This is a genomic window from Halopseudomonas sp., assembly GCF_036961105.1.
GTDB lineage: Bacteria > Pseudomonadota > Gammaproteobacteria > Pseudomonadales > Pseudomonadaceae > Halopseudomonas.
In genome coordinates this window covers 49547-71704 of the sequence record NZ_JBALWW010000015.1, presented here as the reverse complement: position 1 = coordinate 71704, position 22158 = coordinate 49547, and the positions used below count along the sequence as shown (strand labels likewise).

Annotated in this window: 20 protein-coding genes and 1 pseudogene; 9 read left to right on the top strand and 12 right to left on the bottom strand. The window is 58.8% G+C overall.

Features of this window, described 5'->3' with window-relative positions; all coding sequences use genetic code 11:
* Positions 1-10: 10 nt before the first annotated feature.
* Entirely contained in the window at positions 11-145 is a 135-nt protein-coding gene (gene rpmH, locus V7756_RS14105) for a 50S ribosomal protein L34 (protein ID WP_092286972.1), read from the bottom strand.
* Positions 146-734: 589 nt separating this feature from the next.
* On the opposite strand from rpmH, the gene dnaA reads away from it, so the two are divergent.
* Genes dnaA through gyrB form a run of 4 tightly spaced genes read left to right on the top strand, consistent with a single transcriptional unit; the run spans position 735 to position 6914 of the window.
* The gene (gene dnaA / locus V7756_RS14100) at positions 735-2231 is read left to right on the top strand and encodes a chromosomal replication initiator protein DnaA (RefSeq protein ID WP_335610824.1); all 1497 of its coding nucleotides are present in this window, start codon (positions 735-737) and stop codon (positions 2229-2231) included.
* 45 nt (positions 2232-2276) lie between these two features.
* Entirely contained in the window at positions 2277-3380 is a 1104-nt protein-coding gene (dnaN, locus tag V7756_RS14095) for a DNA polymerase III subunit beta (RefSeq protein WP_335610823.1), read from the top strand.
* 6 nt (positions 3381-3386) lie between these two features.
* Positions 3387-4481 (top strand): DNA replication/repair protein RecF, encoded by a 1095-nt coding sequence (gene recF / locus V7756_RS14090; RefSeq protein WP_335610822.1) that lies wholly within the window; start codon positions 3387-3389, stop codon positions 4479-4481.
* Positions 4482-4499: 18 nt separating this feature from the next.
* Positions 4500-6914, top strand: a complete 2415-nt coding sequence (gene gyrB / locus V7756_RS14085; RefSeq protein ID WP_335610821.1) for a DNA topoisomerase (ATP-hydrolyzing) subunit B — start codon at positions 4500-4502, stop codon at positions 6912-6914.
* A 70-nt stretch (positions 6915-6984) separates the two neighbouring features.
* On the opposite strand, the gene V7756_RS14080 is transcribed toward gyrB, so the two are convergent.
* The 5 genes from V7756_RS14080 to glyQ all read right to left on the bottom strand — a co-directional run bounded on the left by V7756_RS14080 (position 6985) and on the right by glyQ (position 12565).
* Entirely contained in the window at positions 6985-8160 is a 1176-nt protein-coding gene (locus tag V7756_RS14080; RefSeq protein WP_335610820.1) for a PilT/PilU family type 4a pilus ATPase, read from the bottom strand.
* Positions 8161-8215: 55 nt separating this feature from the next.
* Complete coding sequence (locus V7756_RS14075) at positions 8216-8950, bottom strand: lysophospholipid acyltransferase family protein (RefSeq protein ID WP_335610819.1); 735 nt, start codon at positions 8948-8950, stop codon at positions 8216-8218.
* Between the two features lie 3 nt (positions 8951-8953).
* The gene (gmhB, locus tag V7756_RS14070; RefSeq protein ID WP_335610818.1) at positions 8954-9487 is read right to left on the bottom strand and encodes a D-glycero-beta-D-manno-heptose 1,7-bisphosphate 7-phosphatase; all 534 of its coding nucleotides are present in this window, start codon (positions 9485-9487) and stop codon (positions 8954-8956) included.
* 76 nt (positions 9488-9563) lie between these two features.
* Entirely contained in the window at positions 9564-11618 is a 2055-nt protein-coding gene (gene glyS, locus V7756_RS14065) for a glycine--tRNA ligase subunit beta (RefSeq protein WP_335610842.1), read from the bottom strand.
* The gene (glyQ, locus tag V7756_RS14060) at positions 11618-12565 is read right to left on the bottom strand and encodes a glycine--tRNA ligase subunit alpha (protein ID WP_335610817.1); all 948 of its coding nucleotides are present in this window, start codon (positions 12563-12565) and stop codon (positions 11618-11620) included. Before glyQ ends, glyS begins: the two co-directional genes overlap by 1 nt.
* Positions 12566-12779: 214 nt before the next feature.
* Here glyQ and V7756_RS14055 point away from each other — a divergent pair, with 214 nt between their 5' ends.
* Complete coding sequence (locus V7756_RS14055; RefSeq protein WP_335610816.1) at positions 12780-14624, top strand: PAAR domain-containing protein; 1845 nt, start codon at positions 12780-12782, stop codon at positions 14622-14624.
* The gene (locus V7756_RS14050) at positions 14621-15289 is read left to right on the top strand and encodes a DUF2931 family protein (protein ID WP_335610815.1); all 669 of its coding nucleotides are present in this window, start codon (positions 14621-14623) and stop codon (positions 15287-15289) included. The genes V7756_RS14055 and V7756_RS14050 overlap by 4 nt, the downstream gene beginning before the upstream one ends.
* A gap of 27 nt (positions 15290-15316) precedes the next feature.
* Here V7756_RS14050 and ilvA read toward each other — a convergent pair.
* The 5 genes and pseudogenes from ilvA to V7756_RS14025 all read right to left on the bottom strand — a co-directional run.
* Positions 15317-16291, bottom strand: a pseudogene (gene ilvA, locus V7756_RS14045) (threonine ammonia-lyase, biosynthetic); the annotation flags it as partial.
* 318 nt (positions 16292-16609) lie between these two features.
* A complete protein-coding gene (locus V7756_RS14040; protein ID WP_335610814.1) occupies positions 16610-17623 on the bottom strand; it encodes a mechanosensitive ion channel family protein in 1014 nt (337 codons plus the stop codon).
* A gap of 50 nt (positions 17624-17673) precedes the next feature.
* Entirely contained in the window at positions 17674-17871 is a 198-nt protein-coding gene (locus tag V7756_RS14035; protein WP_335610813.1) for a helix-turn-helix transcriptional regulator, read from the bottom strand.
* On the bottom strand, positions 17868-18242 hold the full coding sequence (locus tag V7756_RS14030) for a hypothetical protein (RefSeq protein ID WP_335610812.1): 375 nt from the start codon (positions 18240-18242) through the stop codon (positions 17868-17870). The genes V7756_RS14035 and V7756_RS14030 overlap by 4 nt, the downstream gene beginning before the upstream one ends.
* Before the next feature lie 83 nt (positions 18243-18325).
* Positions 18326-18664 (bottom strand): FKBP-type peptidyl-prolyl cis-trans isomerase, encoded by a 339-nt coding sequence (locus tag V7756_RS14025; RefSeq protein WP_335610811.1) that lies wholly within the window; start codon positions 18662-18664, stop codon positions 18326-18328.
* A 107-nt stretch (positions 18665-18771) separates the two neighbouring features.
* On the opposite strand from V7756_RS14025, the gene V7756_RS14020 reads away from it, so the two are divergent.
* The 3 genes from V7756_RS14020 (at position 18772) to V7756_RS14010 (ending at position 20679) form a co-directional block, all read left to right on the top strand.
* The gene (locus V7756_RS14020; protein ID WP_335610841.1) at positions 18772-19359 is read left to right on the top strand and encodes a DNA-3-methyladenine glycosylase I; all 588 of its coding nucleotides are present in this window, start codon (positions 18772-18774) and stop codon (positions 19357-19359) included.
* Between the two features lie 66 nt (positions 19360-19425).
* Complete coding sequence (locus tag V7756_RS14015; protein WP_335610810.1) at positions 19426-20313, top strand: lysophospholipid acyltransferase; 888 nt, start codon at positions 19426-19428, stop codon at positions 20311-20313.
* Between the two features lie 96 nt (positions 20314-20409).
* A complete protein-coding gene (locus V7756_RS14010) occupies positions 20410-20679 on the top strand; it encodes a PilZ domain-containing protein (RefSeq protein ID WP_335610809.1) in 270 nt (89 codons plus the stop codon).
* A gap of 23 nt (positions 20680-20702) precedes the next feature.
* Here V7756_RS14010 and V7756_RS14005 read toward each other — a convergent pair whose 3' ends face one another.
* Complete coding sequence (locus V7756_RS14005) at positions 20703-22151, bottom strand: TrkH family potassium uptake protein (protein ID WP_335610808.1); 1449 nt, start codon at positions 22149-22151, stop codon at positions 20703-20705.
* Between the last annotated feature and the right edge of the window lie 7 nt (positions 22152-22158).

The window sequence follows — 22158 nt, the reverse complement described above, 5'->3', positions numbered from 1 at the left end:
CAGCCGGTTCTTAAGCTGACAGGCGCTGACGGCCTTTGGCACGACGACGGGCCAAAACCGCACGACCATTTTTGGTGGCCATACGAGCACGGAAACCATGGTTACGCTTGCGCTTCAATACGCTGGGTTGGAACGTTCTTTTCATCTTCAAATACCTGAGTAATTCACATCAGAGCAGAGTGCCCTTTCAAGGGATCGGCAATTCTAGAGAATAAGACCGGCCAGGTCAATTTGATTTGTAGCCGGATAGATAAGAAAAAATAAAATAAAATCAGATCTTTAAATAGATAAATACTGATGTTGTATATGGTACGCCACTTTTCCGTGGATAACCGCGAAAAGGCCATTTATATCAGCGGCTTGCACCAGGTATAACGCTGTGGGAAAGCCCTTGACGACAGGGGGCTGTTGCTGTGTGTCTGTTGTGGATAACAAGCCGAGATATCCACAGGTGGTTTTATCCACCGGCGCGGCGTGTGGTTGTCAACAGACCTGAGGACCGATTTTCCACAGAGCTCCGGAGGCGCGGTTTATCGGCCTCACCGAGATTGTTCGACGGATTTTGCATACTAACTGGAAGGCCCCGCCGATGGCGGACGACCGCTATCCGGTGTGGATAAGTCCGGGTCTAAGCGATAGAATAGGCGGCTATGTTGTACCGTCAGCGCGCTAGCCTGGCGGTATCCATCCGTCTTCAATAAGAACCGCCAGATGTTGGCGGCCCGGGGGATTTAGTGTCTGTTGCACTTTGGCAGCAATGCATCGATTTTCTGCAAGATGAGCTTCCATCTCAACAGTTCAATACGTGGATTCGCCCTTTGCAGGTGGATGGCGATCAAAGCGAAATACGCCTTTATGCGCCCAATCGCTTTGTGCTCGACTGGGTTAACGACAAGTACCTGAACCGTATCCAGGAGCTGCTCGACGATCTGTCGCATGGACAGGCGCCCTTGGTGTCGTTATTGATCGGCAGTCGTCGCGCCACTTCGGCGGCGGCTGCGCCGCGCCCAGCCTCCACAGCACCCAGCGCTGCATCTGGGTCTGCGAGGCCCGAGCCCGCTCAGCGCTCCAACACCCCAGCTGCGCCGCGAGCCCAGGTGAGCGCCCAGGGCTTTCAGCCGGACCAGGGCAAGGCGGCCATGGAATCGGACGAAGAGAACCGCACCTCACCCGAGCGCAGTGAGCAGGCCAACAGTGCGCTGGTCAAGCACACCAGTTACCTGAACCGCAGCTTTACCTTCGAGAATTTTGTTGAAGGTAAATCCAACCAGTTGGCGCGCGCTGCGGCCTGGCAGGTAGCCGATAACCTCAAGCATGGTTACAACCCCCTCTTCCTTTATGGTGGCGTGGGTTTGGGTAAAACTCACTTGATGCACGCGGTGGGCAACCATCTATTAAAGAAGAACCCCGCTGCCAAGATTGTCTATCTGCACTCCGAGCGCTTTGTGGCTGATATGGTCAAAGCATTGCAGATGAATGCGATCAATGATTTCAAGCGCTATTACCGGTCGGTCGACGCGCTATTGATTGACGACATTCAGTTCTTTGCCAAGAAGGAACGTTCCCAGGAAGAGTTCTTTCACACCTTCAACGCGCTGCTTGAAGGCGGACAGCAGGTTATTTTGACCAGTGACCGCTATCCGCGTGAGATCGATGGCCTGGAAGAGCGACTCAAGTCCCGCTTCGGTTGGGGGCTTACCGTAGCCGTTGAGCCGCCAGAGCTGGAAACCCGTGTCGCCATCCTGATGAAGAAGGCCGAGCAGTCGCGGGTCGACCTGCCCCACGACGCTGCCTTCTTTATAGCGCAACGCATCCGCTCCAACGTGCGCGAACTCGAAGGTGCGCTGAAGCGGGTGATTGCCAGTTCCCACTTCATGGGACGCGATATCACCATCGAGCTGATTCGCGATTCACTCAAGGACCTGCTCGCCTTGCAGGACAAGCTGGTGAGTATCGATAATATCCAGCGCACCGTGGCCGAGTACTACAAGATCAAGGTTTCGGATGTGTTGTCCAAGCGCCGTTCACGTTCCGTTGCGCGGCCCAGGCAGGTCGCCATGGCGCTGTCCAAGGAGCTGACCAACCACAGCCTGCCGGAAATTGGCGACGCCTTTGGCGGGCGTGATCACACAACTGTGTTGCACGCCACACGGAAGATTGCGGAACTGCGTGAAACTGATGCGGATATCCGCGAAGATTACAAGAATCTGTTAAGGACTCTGACTACCTGATAGTCACATAGCCATCTGCCAACCTGCACGAGGTCGAGGAAGACAATGCAATTCACCATTCAGCGCGAAGCCCTGTTGAAGCCCCTGCAATTGGTAGCGGGGGTTGTTGAACGTCGCCAGACATTACCGGTGCTGTCCAATGTGTTGCTGGTAGTGAACGGCAATACCCTGGCAATGACCGGCACCGATCTGGAAGTCGAACTGGTTGGTCGCATCAATCTGGAAGAAGCTGCCGAGGCGGGCGAAGTAACGGTGCCGGCACGCAAGCTTATGGATATCTGCAAGTCGCTGCCCGACGACGCTACTTTGACCTTCAAGGTCGAAGAGAACAAGGCGATTATCAAGGCGGGTCGCAGCCGTTTTACCCTGGCCACCCTGCCAGCCAATGACTTCCCCAATGTCGAAGACGGCCCTGGTGCCATGAGCTTCTCGATCAGCCAGGCCAAACTGCGCCGACTGATTGAGCGCACCAGCTTCGCCATGGCGCAGCAGGACGTGCGTTATTACCTCAATGGCCTGCTGTTGGAAATCAACAAGGGTCAGCTGCGCGCCGTGGCCACCGATGGTCACCGCATGGCCATGTGTACCGTGGATGCCGAGATCGATTACCAGGAACGCTATCAGCTGATCGTCCCACGCAAGGGCATTCTGGAGCTCTCGCGCCTGCTGGGCGAGGCTGATAACAGCGTGAATATCGTTTTGGGTACTCACCACATCCGCGCCACCACTGGCGACTTTACTTTCACGTCCAAACTGGTCGATGGCAAGTTTCCGGATTACGAGCGTGTGCTGCCCCGTGGCGGTGACAAGATTGTACTGGCGGATCGTCAGACATTGCGCGATGCCTTCAGCCGCACCTCCATTCTGTCCAATGAAAAGTACCGCGGTATTCGTTTGATGCTGCAGGCTGGCCAGTTGAAAATTCAGGCCAACAACCCTGAGCAGGAGGAAGCCGAAGAGGAAGTCATGGTCGATTACGACGGCGCCCCACTGGAGATCGGTTTCAACGTTAGCTACCTGCTGGATGTGATGAATGTCCTTGGTCATGAACAGGCCAAGTTGATTTTATCTGATGCCAACAGTAGCGCGCTGGTGCAGGAAGCCGAATCCGAAGACAGCCTCTACGTTGTCATGCCCATGCGCCTCTGACGCGCAATGCCGCTCAAACGTCTTTCCGTCACCGCGGTGCGTAATCTGCACCCGGTGACGCTCTTCCCTTCCCCGCGCATAAATCTTCTTTCCGGCGAAAACGGCAGCGGTAAAACCAGCCTGCTGGAGGCCGTGCACATACTCGGCCTCGCCCGCTCCTTTCGTAGCACTCGCCTGCAACCTGTTATTCAGTACGAACAGAATGCCTGCACTGTCTTCGCCGAGATTGAACGGCCCGAGGTGCCTTTGTGTTCCATGGGTATTACTCGTAATAAGCAGGCCGAGTATGAGATACGCATCAACGGCCAGAACGTGAAGAGCACGGCGCAGTTGGCCGAAACCCTGCCGCTACAGCTGATCAACCCCGATAGCTTTCGCTTGCTGGAGGGCGCGCCCAAGCAGCGTCGTCAGTACCTGGATTGGGGAGTGTTCCACGTGGAACATCGTTTCCTCGCTACCTGGCAGCGCCTGCAAAAGAGCCTGAAACAACGGAATTCATTGCTGCGACGTGGTAGAATCGAACGTTCGCTGTTGTCTCCCTGGGAGGCTGAGCTGGTGGCTGCTGGCGAGCAGATAGACCTGTTTCGCAGGGACTATATCAGCCAGTTGAAGCCGGTATTTGAAGCCGTGCTGAGTGAGCTTTTGCAGCTGGACGGTTTGTCGCTTAGCTATTACCGGGGATGGGACAAGGATCGCTCGCTGGCCGAGGTACTCGACAGCCAGTTCGAACGCGACCTTTCCATAGGCCATACGCAGTCGGGCCCTCAGCGTGGCGATCTGCGGCTGCGGATCCAGGGCCTGAACGCGGCGGAGGTGCTATCCAGGGGGCAGCAAAAGCTGGTGGTATGTGCGCTGAAATTGGCACAAGGGCGATTGCTAAAGGAGTTTGGCCGACAACAGGATTGTGTCTTTCTAGTTGACGACCTTCCCTCCGAGCTAGACCAACGACATCGCCAGGCACTTTGCAGCCTGCTTGAATCGCTGGACTGCCAGGTCTTTATCACCTGCGTTGAGGCCGAGCCGCTGTTGAATTGCTGGAAAAAAGAGACACCTTTATCCATGTTCCACGTGGAACATGGACACATTGTGCAGACCGAATGAAGTCTGGAGTGACTTAAGATGACCGACAATAACGCCTACGATTCATCAAGCATTAAGGTTCTCAAAGGCCTTGATGCCGTCCGCAAACGACCGGGGATGTACATCGGTGATACGGACGATGGCACCGGCCTCCACCACATGGTCTTTGAAGTCGTCGATAACTCTATCGATGAAGCCCTAGCCGGGCACTGTACCGACATCGACATCGTGATTCATACCGACGAATCCATCACCGTGCGAGACAACGGCCGGGGTATTCCGGTCGATGCCCACGAGGAAGGCGTATCCGCTGCCGAAGTCATCATGACCGTGTTGCACGCTGGCGGTAAGTTTGACGACAACAGCTATAAGGTCTCCGGTGGTTTGCATGGTGTAGGCGTTTCGGTGGTCAACGCCCTCTCAGAGGAGCTGATACTGACGGTCCGTCGTCATCAAAAGGTCTGGGAACAGACCTACATCCACGGCGTGCCACAGGCGCCTCTGGCGGCCGTAGGCGACACCGACAGCACTGGCACCCAGATTCATTTCAAGCCCTCTGCAGAGACCTTCAGCAACATAGGTTTCAGCTGGGATATCCTGGCCAAGCGTCTGCGCGAACTGTCCTTCCTCAACTCCGGTGTGGGTATCAACCTGACTGACGAGCGCACCGGCAAGAAGGAGCTGTTCAAATACGAAGGTGGCCTGCGGGCATTTGTTGACTATCTCAATCTCAACAAGAGCACCATCAACTCCGTGTTCCATTTCAATCTGCAACGCGACGACGGCATTGCCGTGGAAGTGGCGATGCAGTGGAACGACAGCTTCAATGAAAGCATCCTCTGCTTCACCAACAATATTCCGCAGCGTGACGGAGGCACCCACCTGGCCGGTTTCCGCAGCGCCCTCACCCGCACGCTGAACAGCTATATCGAGCAGGAAGGCTTGCTGAAGAAGCTCAAGGTTAATACCTCAGGTGATGATGCCCGTGAAGGTCTGACCGCGATCATTTCAGTCAAGGTACCGGATCCCAAGTTCTCCTCGCAGACCAAGGACAAGCTGGTCTCCTCCGAAGTGAAGACGGCGGTTGAGCAGGAAATGAACAAGTCCTTCGCCGATTACCTGCTGGAGAAACCCGGCGAAGCCAAAGCCGTGGTAGGCAAGATGATCGACGCCGCCCGCGCACGCGAAGCCGCTCGCAAGGCGCGGGAGATGACCCGTCGCAAGGGCGCGCTGGATATCGCCGGCCTGCCAGGAAAACTGGCCGACTGCCAGGAAAAGGACCCGGCGCTCTCCGAACTCTACATAGTGGAAGGGGACTCGGCCGGCGGATCCGCCAAACAGGGCCGAAACCGAAAAACCCAGGCCATCCTGCCGCTCAAGGGCAAGATCCTCAACGTCGAGAAGGCGCGCTTCGACAAGATGCTCTCCTCTGCCGAAGTCGGAACCCTGATTACCGCACTCGGTTGTGGCATCGGCCGTGAAGAATTCAATATCGAAAAGCTGCGCTACCACAACATCATCATCATGACCGATGCTGACGTCGACGGTTCGCACATCCGTACCCTGCTACTGACCTTTTTCTTCCGCCAGATGCCGGAGTTGATCGAGAACGGCTACATCTATATCGCGCAGCCACCGCTCTACAAGATCAAAAAGGGCAAGCAGGAGCAGTATCTGAAGGACGACGAAGCGCTGGAAGAATACCTGACCCAATCGGCGTTGGAAGACTCCTACCTTTTCGTTAACGAAGATGCACCAGGAATTACCGGCGAGGCGTTAGAGCGCATCGTGCAGGAATTCCGCTCGGTGATGAAAACCCTCAAGCGTCTTGCCCGCCTCTATCCGCAGGAGCTGATGGAGCACTTTATCTATCTGCCGCGTTTGACCGTGGAGAACCTCGCAGACAAGGCGCTGATGGACGAGTGGATCAAGGGCTTTGCCGCGCGTGTTGCCACCGGTGACAAGTCCGGTCAGCAATACAACGTGAGTCTGCGCGAAGACCGTGAGCGCCACCTGTGGTTGCCCGAAGTCGAGTCCATCACCCACGGCCTGTCGAGCTACGTCACCTTCAACCGTGATCTGTTTGCCAGTAACGATTACCGCACCATGGCGGAGCTGGGTGAAAAGCTGCAGAGCCTGCTGGAATCTGGCGCGTACATGCAGCGCGGCGAGAAGAAGAAGCCGATCAGCACCTTCAAGGAAGCCCTTGAGTGGATGATGAACGAGACTGCGCGCCGTCACAGCATTCAGCGCTACAAAGGGCTGGGTGAAATGAACCCGGACCAGCTATGGGAAACCACCATGGATCCGGAAAGCCGGCGCATGCTGCGGGTGAATATCGAAGACGCCATTGCGGCGGATCAGATCTTCAATACGCTGATGGGTGATCACGTTGAACCGCGCCGTGAGTTCATCGAAAGCAACGCATTGGCGGTATCGAATCTGGACGTTTGATCCGTCGGTAGTTCGCTGTATGGAAAACCCCTTAAACCTTGCGGTTTAAGGGGTTTTTATTCGCCTGCGCTCAGCGAAAGTCGTCAGTCAGATCGGAGTCGGAAAAGCCGCTAGCGGGCTTTTTGAATTCCAGTTCGGCTTCCGTGGGTTTGTCCGGTTCGGCCATCTGCAGCGGTGACTCGCTGCGGGTATCGTTGAATTTGGCTTTGAGCTTGAGGTCGGTGGGCGAGTCGGCGTAGCGCAGGGCCATCTCCAGACTCACTGTGCCGGCGGTAACCAGCTCGTGAAGGTGTTGATCAAAACTCTGCAGCCCCGGCTCCTGACCGCGGTTCATCGAATCCTTGATCTCGCTCAGTTCGTCCCGGGCAATCAGATTGCGAATGTATGGGGTGCGCAGCAGCACCTCGACAGCGGCAACGCGCTTCTTCTCGGTACCGGGCACCAGGCGCTGAGCCACAATGCCGGCCAGGTTCATCGAAATGTCGCCCAGCGTCTGCTTGCGCTCCCCATCCGGGAAGAGGTTGACGATCCGATCCACCGCCTGAACACTGTTGGTGGCGTGCAGCGTAGCGACCACCAGATGGCCGGTTTCGCTGTAATGCAGGGCGTGCTGCATGGTCTGACGATCGCGAATCTCACCGATCATGATGACGTCAGGAGACTCGCGTAGTACGTTGCGCAGCGCGTGGGCAAAGCTCTGGGTATCCAGACCCACTTCGCGCTGATCGATGATCGCCTTCTTGTGCTTGTGCAGGAATTCGATCGGGTCTTCGATGCAGACGATATGGCCAGCGCGGTGGGTGTTGCGGTAATCCAGCATGGCCGCCAGGGTAGTAGATTTGCCGGAACCTGTAGCCCCGACTACCAGCACTAGACCGCGATCTTTCAGCGCCAGCTTTTCCAGCTGCTTGGGCAGGCCCAGGTCGGCAAAAGCCGGAATCTTGTGGCTGATATGGCGGATGACCATACCCACTTCGCCGCGCTGGTAGTAGACGTTGACCCGGAAGCGGCCGACCTGCGGCAGGCCCACCGCCAGATTCATCTCCTGCTCGAGCTCGAACTCGGCGATCTGCTTCTCGCTCATCAGTTGCCAGGCCAGGTCTTTGACCGCGCCATTGGCCAAAGGCGTGTTGCCGAAGGCAAAAAACTCACCTTCGCGCTTGAGCGTTACCGGTGCGCCGACACTGAAGAACAGGTCGGATCCTTCCTTTTCTACCAGGGCTTTGAGGTAGCGATGAATATCCATATCAAGTACCGGTCTGACGTTATTTGGGAAAGGCCCAGTATGGACCATTCGGGCTTTAGCTGTCGCGAGCGTCTTGAAGCGCCTGGTTGATCCAGGCTTCGGCCTGCTTGTTGGCGGCCACGATGGAGCGCGGGTCACTGCCGGCAGGATAGATGGCCGGCCCGATCATCACCTTGATGGTGCCCGGCTTCTTGCCCCAGCCCTGTTTCGGCCAGTGCTCACCGGCATTGTGCGCCACCGGGATGATGGGCGCGCTGTTGGCGCAGGCGAGCGCGGCGCCACCGCGGGAGAACTTGACCTGCTCCCCGGGCAGCTTGCGGGTGCCTTCGGGGAACACCAGGATCCAGATGCCTTCGGCGAGGCGCTGGCCACCCATGCGCGTCAGTTGTTGCAGGGAATCGCGGGCGTTTTTGCGGTCGATGGCGATGGGCTTGGCCAAGGCGAAGGCCCAGCCGAAGAAGGGCACGTAGAGGAGCTCGCGCTTGATCAACTGGGTCTGCGGGCGAAACAGCTGCGGCAGAAAGAAGGTCTCCCAGGTGCTCTGGTGATTGGCCAGTATCACGCCAGGCTGGTCCGGAATGTTCTCCCGCCCGATGACTTCGTAATCGACGCCTACAATGGTTTTGGTTAGCCAGACAGCAGCCTGGGTCCACCATTCAATGATCACCTTGATGCGCCAGCGTGTGCTGAGAAAAGGCGCGATAAACACGATAAGTACACACCAGATGCCCGCGCTGGCAGAGAGCAGGAGGTAGAACAGAACGACGCGAAGGCGCATCAGCAGTGACATGGCTCAGGTTTCCAGAAGGTGATCGACAACGGCGGCTAGATTATCAAATATCAGGGTGCCTTCGGGCAGCGGTTTATGCTGGGCGCTCTGGCCTTTTCCCGTGCGTACCAGATAGGGTACGCAGCCCAAGGCGATACCGGCTTGCAGGTCCCGCAGGCTGTCGCCCACCGTGGGCACTCCCGCAAGCTCTACGTCCAGCGTCTGGGCAATCTGGCGATACAATCCGGGCGCCGGCTTGCGGCAGTCGCAGCCATCGTCTGGCGTATGCGGACAGTAACGGATCAGGTCGACCTTGCCGCCCTGCTCTGTCACTAGCGCACACAGCCGATCATGCATGCTCTGCAAGGTCGCTTCGCTGTAATAGCCACGGCCAACCCCGGACTGGTTGGTAGCCACCGCCACCGTCCAGCCCGCCTTGCTCAGGCGCGCCATCGCCTCGATGGACCCGGCAATCGGAATCCATTCATCCAGCGTCTTGATGTAGGCATCGGAGTCTTCGTTGATGACACCGTCGCGGTCGAGAATGATCAACTTCATAGCGACAAGCTCCAAGGTTCAAGCGCCAAGCGAGAGCGGACAGCTTGCCGCTTGAAGCTTGGCGCTTGCGGCTGCTTCAACCCAATAGCGAAATGTCAGCGACACCCAGGAACAGGCCACGCAAACGCGCCAGCAGCGCATAGCGGTTGGCTTTCACTGCCGGATCTTCGGCGTTGACCAGCACCTGATCGAAGAAGGCATCCACCGGCTCGCGCAGCGCGGCCAACTGCTCCAGGGTCTGCTGATACTGACGATCGCTTGCCAGTGGCGCTACCGCCTGCTCAGCCGCCGTTACGGCGCTGGCCAGGGCTTGCTCGGCAGCTTCCTGCAAAAGGCTGCTGTTGATGGCGCTGGCAACCTCGCCCTCAGCCTTGGACAGAATGTTGGAGACGCGCTTGTTGGCGGCCGCCAGGGTCTCGGCCTCCGGCAGCCGGCGGAAGGCTTGTACGGCCTGCACGCGCTGATCGAAGTCGAGCGGCGAGACCGGGCTGACGGCGCGCACCGACTGGTACACGGCGGTGTCGATACCTTCGTCCTCATAGCGTGCGCGCAGGCGGTCGAACACAAAGTCCTGCACCTGGCCAATCAGACCTTCGGCCTTCACCCGCTCGCCGTACTGCTGCACGGCCACCTGCAGGGCTTCATTCAGGTTCAGTTCCAGCTGCTTGTCGATCAGAATGCGCAGCACGCCCAGCGCTGCTCGGCGCAGGGCGTAGGGATCCTTGGAGCCGGTAGGCAGCATGCCGATGCCGAAGATACCGACCAGGGTATCGATCTTGTCGGCCAGGGCTACGGCAGCGCCGGTCAGGGTAGTCGGCAGCTCGGCGCCGGCGCCGCGCGGCATGTACTGTTCGTTCAATGCCAGTGCAACATCTTCAGGCTCGCCGTCGTGCTTGGCATAGTAGTAACCGGCAATGCCCTGCAGTTCTGGAAACTCCCCGACCATTTCCGTCGACAGGTCGCACTTGCTCAGCAGGCCGGCGCGTTGCGCCTTGCTGCTGTCGCCACCGATCTGCTCGGCAATAAAGCCGGCCAGGTTGGAAACCCGCACGGCCTTGTCGTACACGCTGCCCAGTTCGGCCTGAAAGACCACATTGGCCAGACGCGCGTTGTGGCTTTCCAGCGGCTGTTTCTTGTCCTGCTTGAAGAAGAATTCGGCATCGGTCAGGCGCGGGCGCACGACTTTCTCGTTGCCCTCGATGATCTGCTGCGGATCCTTGCTCTCCAGGTTGGCGACCGTAATGAAGCGTGGCAACAGCTTGCCCTGGGCATCCAGCAGGCAGAAGTACTTCTGGTTGTCCTGCATGGTCGAGATCAGCGCTTCCTGAGGCACTTCGAGGAAGCGCTCCTCGAAGCTGCACACCAGCGGCACCGGCCATTCGACCAGTGCGGTAACCTCATCCAGCAGGTCGTCCGGCACAATCGCGGTGCCCTGCTGTTCGGCAGCCAGCGCGGCGACGCGCTGGCTGATCAGCTCGCGGCGCTCGGCAAAATCGGCAATCACGTAGGCCTTGCGCAGGGCTTCTGCGTAGGCGGCGGGTGAGCTGATGCTGACATTGTCCGGATGGTGGAAGCGGTGACCGCGCGACTGGTTGCCGGCGGTCTGCGCCAGAATCTCACAGGGGACCACCTGCTCGCCCAGCAGCATCACCAGCCACTGGGTCGGGCGCACGAATTCGGTCTTGCGATCAGCCCAGCGCATGCGCTTGGGAATCGGCAACGCGGCCAGGGCGCTGTCGACGATACCAGGCAGCAGCTCAGCCGCTGGCTGGCCGGGAATGCTCTGCACAAAGCGCAGCTTGGGGCCGCTCTGATCCAGCTCGGCAACGCTCACGCCGCACTTGCGGGCAAAGCCCTCGGCGGCCTTGGTCGGGTTGCCATCGGCATCAAAGGCAGCCTGCACCGGCGGGCCATCCATCTGATTGCTACGGTCGGGCTGCTGGGTGGCGAGCTGGTCAACCTGAATGGCCAGGCGGCGCGGCGCTGCGAAATAGCGGGTGGCGCTGTAAGCCAGGCCTGCCTCGTTCAGGCCCCTCTCAACGCCGGCAAGAAACGCCTCGGCGAGCTTTTTCAGGGCCTTGGGTGGCAGCTCTTCGGTACCCAGTTCAACCAGAAAATCCTGAGCCTGCATCATTCGGCCTCCTTCAGCTTGGCCAGTACTTCATCACGCAATTCGGGTGTGGCCATCGGGAAGCCGAGGCGAGCGCGGGCCAGTAGATAGCTCTGGGCAATCGCGCGGGACAATGTGCGGACACGGAGAATATAACGCTGACGCTCGGTCACCGAGATGGCGCGGCGAGCATCCAGCAGGTTGAAGGTGTGGGAGGCCTTGATCACCATTTCATAGGCTGGCAACGGCAGCTCCAGCTCGATCAAGCGGTTGGCTTCGCTTTCGTAAAAGTCGAACAGCTCGAACTGCTTGTCGACATTGGCGTGTTCGAAGTTGTAGGTCGACTGCTCTACCTCGTTCTGGTGGAACACGTCGCCGTAGCTGACCTTGCCGAAGGGGCCGTCGGAGTAGACCAGGTCATAGACCGAGTCGACGCCCTGCAGGTACATCGCCAGACGCTCCAGACCATAGGTGATCTCGCCGGTGACCGGATAGCATTCCACGCCACCAACCTGCTGGAAGTAGGTGAACTGGGTGACTTCCATCCCGTTCAACCAGACCTCCCAGCCCAGACCCCAGGCGCCGAGGGTTGGCGATTCCCAGTTGTCTTCAACAAATCGGATATCGTGCACCAGCGGGTCGACGCCGATGTGGCGCAGCGAATCGAGGTACAGCTCCTGGATGTTGTCGGGGTTCGGCTTGAGCACCACCTGGAACTGGTAGTAGTGCTGCAGGCGGTTGGGGTTCTCGCCATAGCGGCCGTCAGCCGGGCGGCGGCTGGGCTGTACGTAGGCGGCGTTCCACGTCTCCGGGCCGATGGCGCGCAGGAAGGTCGCGGTATGGAAGGTGCCGGCGCCCATTTCCATGTCGTAGGGCTGCAGTACCACACAACCCCGCTCTGCCCAGTAGCTCTGCAGGGCAAGGATCAGTCCTTGGAAGGTGTGGACGGCTGGATTGGTCTGAGTCACGTTTTTCACCGGGGTAGGCTGCGAAATAAAGAAAGGCCGAAGTATACATTCAGATAGGGGCCGACATACAGGAAAGCGGCGGATTTGCTGGGTTGGGCGCTCTGCCTAACGGGTCACATTTTGGGCAAGGTGCGTTGGCCGGTTCACCTTGCATGCAATAGCATGCGCTTAGAAGGTTGGTTACCTAGCACCTACAAAGCCAAAGGATATGGCCATGAGCGGAAAACCCGCCGCCCGCTTGGGCGACCCCACGCAATGCCCCAAAACCGGACATGGCGGCAATGCCATCGCAACCGGCTCATCCGACGTATTGATAAACGGTAAACCAGCTGCCCGCCAGGGCGATACCACAGCCTGTGGTAGCAGTCTGGTCGCGCAGGTGATCCCCAATGTGCTCATCAATGGTCGCCCCGCCGTAGTGATGGGCAGTGCGGGCAGCCATGGCGATGTGGTGATTGGGGGTTCGGGCGATGTCATCATCGGCGGCACAGCGGTCAGCTTCGCTGCGGAATCAAGCGGCGCTGGCGCTCCAGCCAGTTTCGCCCCGCCAGGCACCCCTGCTGAGCAGAACCTGCGTAGCGACCAGGCAAGCATGCCGCTTGAGCGTGAAGAGGAGGAGGAAGAGGAAGAAACCGAGCTTCCGGTGAAGCAGCAGATTACCTTGCGGCTGGGAATGTTCTTCGACGGTACCGGCAACAACATGGCCAATGCGGCCTTCACCGAGCAATGCCGTCGGCAGGATCTGGCGCAGCTGGGTGAAGAGCAACTGCGGGACATCCAGCGCTTTTGTGAAAGCATGGAGTATGTCGATAGCGATGGTGATGGCATCTACGATGTGCTGCCGGCCGGAAGTTATGGGAATGAGGCCAGTAACGTAGCGGTGTTGCGGGATTTGTATATGGACCAGCGAGAGCACGCTTTACCTCCAGGAAGTCGAGAGGGAAGCTTGGCAATATATATGGATGGTTCGGGTACGATCAGCGGTTCCGGTGACTCCACTTGGGGACTTGCAACCGGTAGCGGCAAAACAGGGGTGTTGGCCGCTGTTGAGCGCGTCCCTGAACTAGTAGAGCTGGGCCTGCGTCTCTTTATCCAGCAAAACCGAAACTTGGAAATTACTCGGATAGAGTTTGATGTTTTCGGGTTCAGTAGAGGGGCAGCTGCTGCGCGACATTTCGTTAATGAAGTTCTGAAGCAGGACGGTGGCGTATTGGCGTCGCTGTTTAATCCGGAGCTGGCGATACTAAAGCAAGGTTTTAAATGGCAACAGCATGCTTGTGTCAATTTCGTTGGGTTATTTGATACGGTGGCGGCGATAGCCAACCCAGATCGGGGTGACTGGGATGCTGGGGACAGCAGCAACCCGGGCGTCAACCTGTTCTTGCCGCCCGGGTGTGCAAAACAGGTGGTACAGCTGACGGCTATCAATGAGCGCCGGTACAACTTCAGTTTGAACCGGGTACACGAATCCCATCTTGAAATCCCGCTGCCGGGCGTGCATTCCAATATCGGCGGTGGCTACCCATTGCGCTATCGTGAGCGCGTACTGCTAACCCGGCCCGCCTGGGTGCCTGCTTTATCTGCACGAACCTCTGCCGTTTGGCAGCAGCTTGAGCGTCATCGGGACGAGCTAGTGCGTTCAGGGTTGCCGGGCAATGGTCGTTTTATTATTGATCAGAGCTCCCCGGATAGCTCCGGACGTCTGTGTCAGCTAGCGCTTGGTTTGGAGCGAGTGGTCAAAGGTGAGCTCTCACGAGTGGCGCTGAGGGTGATGATTGCCCAGGCTGAGCAACATGGTTTGCCATTGCAGGAAAGCAGGTTGCGAGATGAGCGTTTATTTATCCCGCATGAACTAAGGCCTATTTCGGACAGGATTATTGCGGCGGCGTCGCAGGGGCGGGAAACCAGCCTAAGCGACGATGAATGGCGTTTTCTTACTGCGCACTATATACATCAATCGGCGCATTGGAACACCTCGCCGGGCATCGTTCCTCACAAGCCAAGAGAGGGCGGGCGCGCCATCTATCCTGATTTTCCTCAATCGGGGTATCCCGAATGATAAAACATATAATCTTATTGGTTGCTCTGGTGTTGCTCAGCGGCTGCAACCGAGACCCTCTGAACCCACCGCCGCCTAAATTTCCGTTTTCCACCGCCACATGGCATATCGGTCTTGCTGCACCGAATTATATGGAGGCCTGGATTGAGTCAGTGGATGTGGTAGACCGGCGTGGTTTGGCCTATGTGCGCGTGAATGGAGGCGTGCCGTCAGTGACTAGTCCGCCCAACAATGAGGGGAACCCTCGCGGTTGGCCGGAAGAGCCAGGCTCGGGCAAAACCAAGCCGATGACCAATATCGATCTGCCCGAAATTATTTTTGTGCGCTGGCAATCGCTGGTAGAGCCGCGAACCTACGATGTGCGCATCGATATTCCCCCATGGGTACGGGATGAAATGCTCACGCCGCACCGTGCTTGGTGTCATTGGGACGGGGCTTATATCACCGATTACCGAAATGTCATCAGCGTTTGGGTGGCGCCTGGCGGCGTTGCGCGCGCCTGGCTCATGGGGCCTTGCCTTGATGCTATGGATATCGGTCGCTTTGTCGGAGAGATTCATGAAGAAGGGCCCAACGGTGGACGAACTGGTGGACAGTACGATCCACCCTCGCCCAATGCGCAAGCCTGGCTTGAAGAACATGAAATTCCCTACGACAGCTGGTAGCAATCATCGCTAATTGCCCTTCACCCCTGCGCGTTCAATCACATAGCCCAGGCTGGCAAAATCGATATTGGCACCGGAGTTGATGGCTACCAGCACCTGGTCGCGGCAGCCTTCGCGTTTTACGTACTGCTTCAGGCCGGCTACGGCAAGGGCGCCGGAGGGTTCGGTGATGGAGCGGGTGTCGTCGTAGATGTCGCGCACGGCGGCGCAGATGGCATCGTTGCTGACGGTGATCACTTCATCGACGTAGTGCCGGCAAAACTCGAAGTTGTGCAGGCCAACCTGAGCCACCGCAACGCCGTCGGCGAAGCGCCCGACCTTCGACAGTGTGACGCGTTCACCAGCAGCCAGGGCAGCCTGCAGGCAGGCGGAGTGTTCAGACTCGACGCCAATCACGCGGATGTCCGGGCGCAGGTATTTCACATAGGCGGAGATGCCGGCAATCAGACTGCCGCCGCCCACCGGTACGAAGATGGCATCCAATTGACCGCTCTGCTGCCGCAGAATCTCGACAGCGACGGTGCCCTGCCCGGCAATCACGTCGGGGTCGTCAAAGGGCGGTACAAAGGTATAGCCGTGCTCATCGGCCAGTTGCAGCGCATGAACCAGCGCCTCGGGAAAGGCCTCGCCGTGCAGCAACGCCGTGGCACCTTTGGAGCGAACGCCCTCGACCTTCAACGCGGGCGTGGTAGTAGGCATGACGATCAGCGCCTGAATGCCCAGCTGCTGCGCTGCCAGGGCGACGCCCTGCGCGTGATTGCCAGCGGACGCGGTGATCACGCCCCTGGCGCGCGCGGTCTCGCTGAGGCGAGCGATCTTGGTATAGGCCCCGCGAATCTTGAAGGAGAATACCGGCTGCAGGTCTTCACGCTTGAGTAGAACCTGATTACTCAAGCGGGCCGACAGGGCTGGGGCCCACTGTAGCGGCGTTTCGATTGCCAGATCGTATACCGGGGCCGAGAGAATGCGGGTGACCTGCTGTTTCAGCTGCGCCTGCCGCAGGGTTTCTGCGCCAGCTTCATCAAGCCGCGGCTGCGCAGTGCTGGCTGGCGCCAGGGCGGTACTGATTGGGTCGGATAATGCCAGTGCTGCGGTGTTCATTGTGTCTCCTGGTAAGCGCTTGGCCTCGGAGACGGATACAAAAAACCCGCCTCAGAGGCGGGTTGGGTGCGCACGCAAGCTAGCCCGCCGTTATCGGAATGGCGGTCATAATCATGCTGGCGTGGAAAGAGTGTGTGCGAGTCATGGCATTGAATCTAGCGCTTGGGCAGCCGCCGGTCAAGCGCGTCGAGGCAAAGAGCGGCCACTCGCCTGCTCCCTTTACTCCCGGGGCGCTTGCGGGTCCAGCAGGTCGCCGGCGCCGCGATGGGTCTTGTCCTGGGCAATCTGCGAATCCAGATCGGTTTGCGCGCGCATATCCACCACGGTATCGCTGCGCTGCAAGAGTTCGGGTTTGCTCGGCGCTGGCTGTGGCGCCGCGCTCTTGCGATCACTGAGCTGAACCCGGTAGATAGGTTCGGGCATATCCATTTCTGCGGCCTCAAGCGTCAATTTGACCTGGCGTATGGCCTCGCTTTTGACGCTGATGAAGTCGTGGCTGCGCTGGTCTACCCAGGCGTGGTAGCGCACCTGCACGTTGGAGTCGCCGAGGGAGACGATATAGGCGCGGGGCGGTGGCGTATCCATCACGCCGTCCAACTCCAGCAATTGATCGATACCCAGGCGTTGCGCCCGTACCAGATCTTCATTTACGCCGATGCCCACATCGAAGGAGAAGCGGCGGCTGGGGTTGCGGGTGAAATTGAGCATCACACTGCTGAACACCAGGGCATTGGGTATGCGCAGGTGGTTACCGTCCAGGGTCATGAGTATGGTGGCGCGGGAGGTGAGCGCAACCACTACCCCTTCGTTGCCATCGATGACCACGTGATCCTTGGGCGCAAACGGCTGTCGCAAGCTCATCAGAATGCCGGCCAGGTAGTTTTCCATCGTGCTTTTGAAGGCGAAGCCCAGAGCCACCCCCAGTACGCCTGCGGTACCCAGCACGGCGCCAACCAGCGCGGTGGCGTTCATGATCTCCAGGGCAATCAGAATACCTATCAGGGTAACGCTCCAGCGCACCGTGGTACGGGTCAGATCGCGCATGAAAGGGTTGCGCGAGGCCACCCGCGCGAGCAGAGCACGGCGTGACAACCAGCCGCCAATGGCCCAGCACAGGGCCACTGTCAGCAGCGCCAGAAGCAGCAGTGGCAAGGCCGCGAGCAGGCTGTAGGCTTCTTCCAGCAGGCGTTGAATGACCGGGTCCAGATTGAAGTGCAGTTGCTCTGCGTCCACTTTTTTCTCCTTGTGGTTCAGGGTGCGCCAGGGCCGGTGGCACGGCCGCCTCAGTCTTCGGGCGGGGTGAAAATCGCTTCGATGGGCAGGGCAAACACCCGCGCCAACTTGAATGCCAGAGGCAGGCTGGGATCATATTTTCCCTGCTCGATGGCATTGATGGTCTGCCGAGACACCCCGATGCGGCTGGCCAGTTCGGCCTGCGACCAGCCCTGGATGCTGCGCAGCTCGCGCAGGCGGCTTTTCAACGGTAGCGCCTTACGCCGAGGACGCAGCCCAGCGCCCAGAGGCTACCCATCAACGGCCAGACGTAGAACATGGACAGCCGCGGATAGCCTTGAGTTTCCAGAAACCCGTAGCTGAAGGTAATCAGCGCGCTGGCAACGAAGGCCAGGCCAAGCGCCTCAAGCTGTATGCGTTGGGCCAGTTCATCGAGACGGCGCAGTTGCCGGACTACGGCAAGCGCCATCAGGCAAAGGAATACCACCGGTATCAGCGCAATGGCGATACTGCTGGCCCGGTTATAAGAAGGATCCAGTAACACACTGCTCGCAATCACGCTGAGCACATAGCCCAGTGTGGCGAGGCCCAATTCATAACACCCACGGTGCTTACCCATGACTTCCTCCAGAATTGAATGTAAAGCAAGCTTTACATTGTAGAGGCGCGGTGTCAAGTTGTCTTTACATTCTGCGGGCGCGCTCAGTCGTCGCGCGTAAGCACTTCCAGCAAGTCAATCTCGAAGCGCAGATTGGAATGGGCCTTGATCGGCCCCATGCTCCGTTCGCCATAGGCCAGATGAGCGGGCACGTAGAGTTCGCGCTTGCCGCCGACGCGCATACCCATCAGACCCTTATCCCAGCCCTTGATCACCCGGCCGGTGCCGATCACACACTGAAAGGGTTTGCCGCGCTGGTGCGAAGAGTCGAATACGCTGCCGTCATCCAGGCTGCCAGTGTAGTGCACGGTAATGAGCGCGCCCTTGACGCACTCCTTGCCGTCACCGGTTTGAATATCGGTTATTTCCAGTTCCTGATTCATGCTTAGCATCCGCCATGGTGGGAAGAAAAGGGGTTGGGAAATTCATCCTGCGCAGAGTATAAACATCGCAGCACAACTGCAGCATTGCCCAAGGAGCCCGACCCGTGATCGTCAATGAAGCCGCCCCGCTCGCCCGTTGCCAATGGGGCTCGGGTGACCCCCTCTACCAGCAATACCATGACGAAGAATGGGGTGTGCCCTGCCGCGATGCGAATGCGCTGTTCGAAATGCTCATGCTCGAAGGTTTTCAAGCAGGTCTGTCTTGGATCACGGTATTACGCAAGCGCGAGCACTATCGCCATCTGTACCGGAATTTCGACCCGCAGTTCATGGCCAACCAGAGCGATGAGCAATTGCAGGAGCTGTTGCAGGATGCAGGTATCATTCGCAACCGCCTCAAGGTCTACGGCGCCCGGCGCAATGCCCAGGCCTGGCTGGCCTTGAGCGAGCAACAGGATCCGGTTGCCTGGTTGTGGCAGTTTGTCGAAGGCCGACCGCAGGTCAATGATTTTGCCGGTCTCGGCGACATTCCGGCACAGACACCCGCCGCGCAGCGCATGAGCAAGGCGCTGAAAAAGGCCGGTTTCACCTTCGTAGGCCCCACCATCTGCTACGCCTTCATGCAGGCCACCGGCATGGTAATGGACCACACGCGCGACTGTCATCGCTTTGCCGCCTTGGCCGCTGCAGCCTAGTGCGGCTCGCCCAATGCGCCATCGCCCCTTACAATGGGTTTTTGTTCTGATGCCGGGGTATCTGTAGTGGAGCGGTTGAAAGGCGCGTTCATCATTGGTTTTCTCAAGCTGTTTGCCCTGCTGCCGTTTTCTGCGGCGCAGGGTCTGGGCGCCATGGTTGGCTGGCTGATGTGGAAAGTGCCCAACCGCTCGCGGGATGTCACCTACATCAATTTGCGCCACTGCATGCCGGAATTGAGTGCGGCGGAGCTGGATGATCTGGTGCGGCGCACGCTGCTGGATACCGGTCGCAGCATGGCCGAAAGTGCCTGTGCCTGGATGTGGTCACCGGCCAAGACCGTGGGCCTGATCAAGGAGGTTGAAGGCGAGCATCTGCTGGTGGAAGCGCTTGCTGCCGGCAAGGGCGTCGTGGGTATCACCAGCCACCTGGGCAACTGGGAAGTGCTCAACCACTGGTATTGCTCACGGGCCAAGCCGATCATTTTCTATCGTCCGCCCAAGCAGAAGGCGGTGGATGAACTCTTGCAACGCCAGCGTACTCAACTGGGCAACAAGGTGGCGGCCTCCACCCGCGAGGGCATCATCAGCGTCATGCGCGAGGTGCGCCGCGGCGGCGCCGTGGGTATTCCGGCCGACCCCGAGCCGGCGCTCAAGAGCGGTCTGTTCGTGCCTTTTTTTGCTACCCAGGCTCTGACCAGCAAGTTTGTACCCAATCTGCTGCGCGGTAATGATGCCAAGGCATTGTTCTTTCATTGTTTGCGGCTACCCGACAACAGCGGCTTCAAGGTCATCCTGGAGGAGGCTCCAGAGGCGCTCTACAGCGAGGACGAACATACCGCCGTTGCCTGCATGAGCGCGGTGATCGAGGGCTATGTAAGCCGCTGGCCAAGCCAGTACATGTGGAGCATGAAGCGTTTCAAAAAGCGCCCCGAGGGCGAAAAAAGATGGTACTGAGGCGCTAGCCTTGCAGTGATGCAACAGGCAGTATGCTAAAAGAGTGCGACGGGCCCACCTTTAGAAGGTCCGCGCCTGAATCCCGGGGGACATGGAGTGAGTAACCAGCGACAACACCCGCGCACACCCATGCGCGCGCAGATCAAGATCTGGCACAGCAGCTTTGGCGAACTGACCGCTCACACCAAGGACCTGTCTGATGGTGGGGTCTTTGTCGAGCATCCGGATATGGCCAGACTGCAACCAGGCGATGAGGTAACTGGCCAGGTCCAGGGCATGCCCTTCGAGGCGCCGGTGTTACGCATGGTGGTACAACGCATAGTGGGGAGTGAAGGCGCTGGAATGCAGTTTCTCGACGAAAACTGAACCGGCGCCTTTCTCCGGCTTGCTCAGCGGCGCCAGAACATGGGCGTCAGCAGTACCAGCAGGGTAAATACCTCAAGGCGGCCCAGCAGCATGGCGAAGGTCAGTATCCATTTGACCGAGGCCTCCAGGTTGCCGTAGTGCACCGCCACCTCGCCCAGGCCCGGGCCCAGATTGTTGATGCAGGCGGTAAGCGCTGAGAATGCGGTGACAAAGTCCAGGCCGGTGCCCAGCAGTAGCAGAAACAGCATCGCAAAGGTAAAGACGTAAACCGCGCAGAACCCCCACACCGCTTCGACTACCCGGTCCGGCACCGGTTTGTGGCCCAGTTTGACCGGAAACACCCCGTGCGGATGCAGCAAACGCTTGGTCTCGCGGGTCCCCTGCTTATACAGCAAGAGCACCCGGATCACCTTCATACCGCCGCCGGTTGAGCCGGCGCAGGCGCCAATGAAGCTGGCGTACAGCAGCAGGTAGGGCAGCAGCGTCGGCCAGGTGGAAAAGTCGGTAATGCCGAAGCCGGTGGTGGTGGCGACAGAGACGGTCTGGAAGGCGGCGTAGCGAATCGAGGTCCAGACATCATGATGCTGGAAGTGAATCAGTACCGCGCTGCAGATCAGAAAGAGCACGCAAAGAATCAGTACGTAGGCGCGGCATTCCGGGTCCTGCCAGTAGTTCTTCAACGAGCGAAAGCGCCAGGCCAGAAAATGCAGGGCGAAATTGATGCCGGAAATCAGCATGAACACAATGCAGATGGCTTCAATCAGCGGGCTGTTGTAGTAGCCGATACTGGCATCGTGGGTCGAGAAGCCGCCGATGGCGACGGTGGAAAAACTGTGGCCGATGGCATTGAACAGGTCCATGCCGGCGGCCCAGTAGGCGAGCGCGCACGCCAGGGTCAGGCCGGCGTAAATGTACCAGAGCACCTTGGCTGTTTCGGCAATACGTGGGGTCAGCTTGTTTTCCTTCAGCGGTCCGGGCATTTCTGCGCGGTACAGCTGCATGCCACCCACGCCCAGCATCGGCAGAATCGCCACCGCCAATACGATGATCCCCATGCCGCCGAACCACTGCAACTGCTGGCGGTAGTAGAGCAAGGCGCGTGGCAGGGTATCCAGTCCGGTAATCACGGTGGCGCCTGTAGTGGTCAGCCCCGAGAAGGATTCAAACACGGCATCGGCTACACTCAGGTCGGGCATGTCCAGCATCCACAGCGGCACCGCGCCGAACAATCCCAGTACCAGCCAGAACAGTACCGTGATCAGATATCCGTCACGGGTGCGCAGTTCGTTACGTTGGCCGCGGACCGGTAGCCAGATGAGCGCGCCGGCCACCATGGTGATAGCGAAGCCGCTGAGAAAGGCATTCATGGCCGGCTCGTGGTAGAACAGACCAACGCCCGCCGCCGGCAGCATGCTGGTAGAAAACAGCATCAGAAGAATGCCGATGATGCGTTGTATCTGGGGATACTGCATGCAGCTA

Coding starts and splice junctions, on each gene's coding strand:
- V7756_RS14025 (WP_335610811.1), bottom strand. CDS start 18,664: ATGAATCAGGAACTGGAAATAACCGATATTCAAACCGGTGACGGCAAG.
- recF (WP_335610822.1), top strand. CDS start 3,387: ATGCCGCTCAAACGTCTTTCCGTCACCGCGGTGCGTAATCTGCACCCG.
- V7756_RS14055 (WP_335610816.1), top strand. CDS start 12,780: ATGAGCGGAAAACCCGCCGCCCGCTTGGGCGACCCCACGCAATGCCCC.
- gyrB (WP_335610821.1), top strand. CDS start 4,500: ATGACCGACAATAACGCCTACGATTCATCAAGCATTAAGGTTCTCAAA.
- dnaN (WP_335610823.1), top strand. CDS start 2,277: ATGCAATTCACCATTCAGCGCGAAGCCCTGTTGAAGCCCCTGCAATTG.
- rpmH (WP_092286972.1), bottom strand. CDS start 145: ATGAAAAGAACGTTCCAACCCAGCGTATTGAAGCGCAAGCGTAACCAT.
- V7756_RS14005 (WP_335610808.1), bottom strand. CDS start 22,151: ATGCAGTATCCCCAGATACAACGCATCATCGGCATTCTTCTGATGCTG.
- V7756_RS14075 (WP_335610819.1), bottom strand. CDS start 8,950: ATGTCACTGCTGATGCGCCTTCGCGTCGTTCTGTTCTACCTCCTGCTC.
- V7756_RS14080 (WP_335610820.1), bottom strand. CDS start 8,160: ATGGATATTCATCGCTACCTCAAAGCCCTGGTAGAAAAGGAAGGATCC.
- V7756_RS14030 (WP_335610812.1), bottom strand. CDS start 18,242: ATGGGTAAGCACCGTGGGTGTTATGAATTGGGCCTCGCCACACTGGGC.
- glyS (WP_335610842.1), bottom strand. CDS start 11,618: ATGCAGGCTCAGGATTTTCTGGTTGAACTGGGTACCGAAGAGCTGCCA.
- V7756_RS14050 (WP_335610815.1), top strand. CDS start 14,621: ATGATAAAACATATAATCTTATTGGTTGCTCTGGTGTTGCTCAGCGGC.
- gmhB (WP_335610818.1), bottom strand. CDS start 9,487: ATGAAGTTGATCATTCTCGACCGCGACGGTGTCATCAACGAAGACTCC.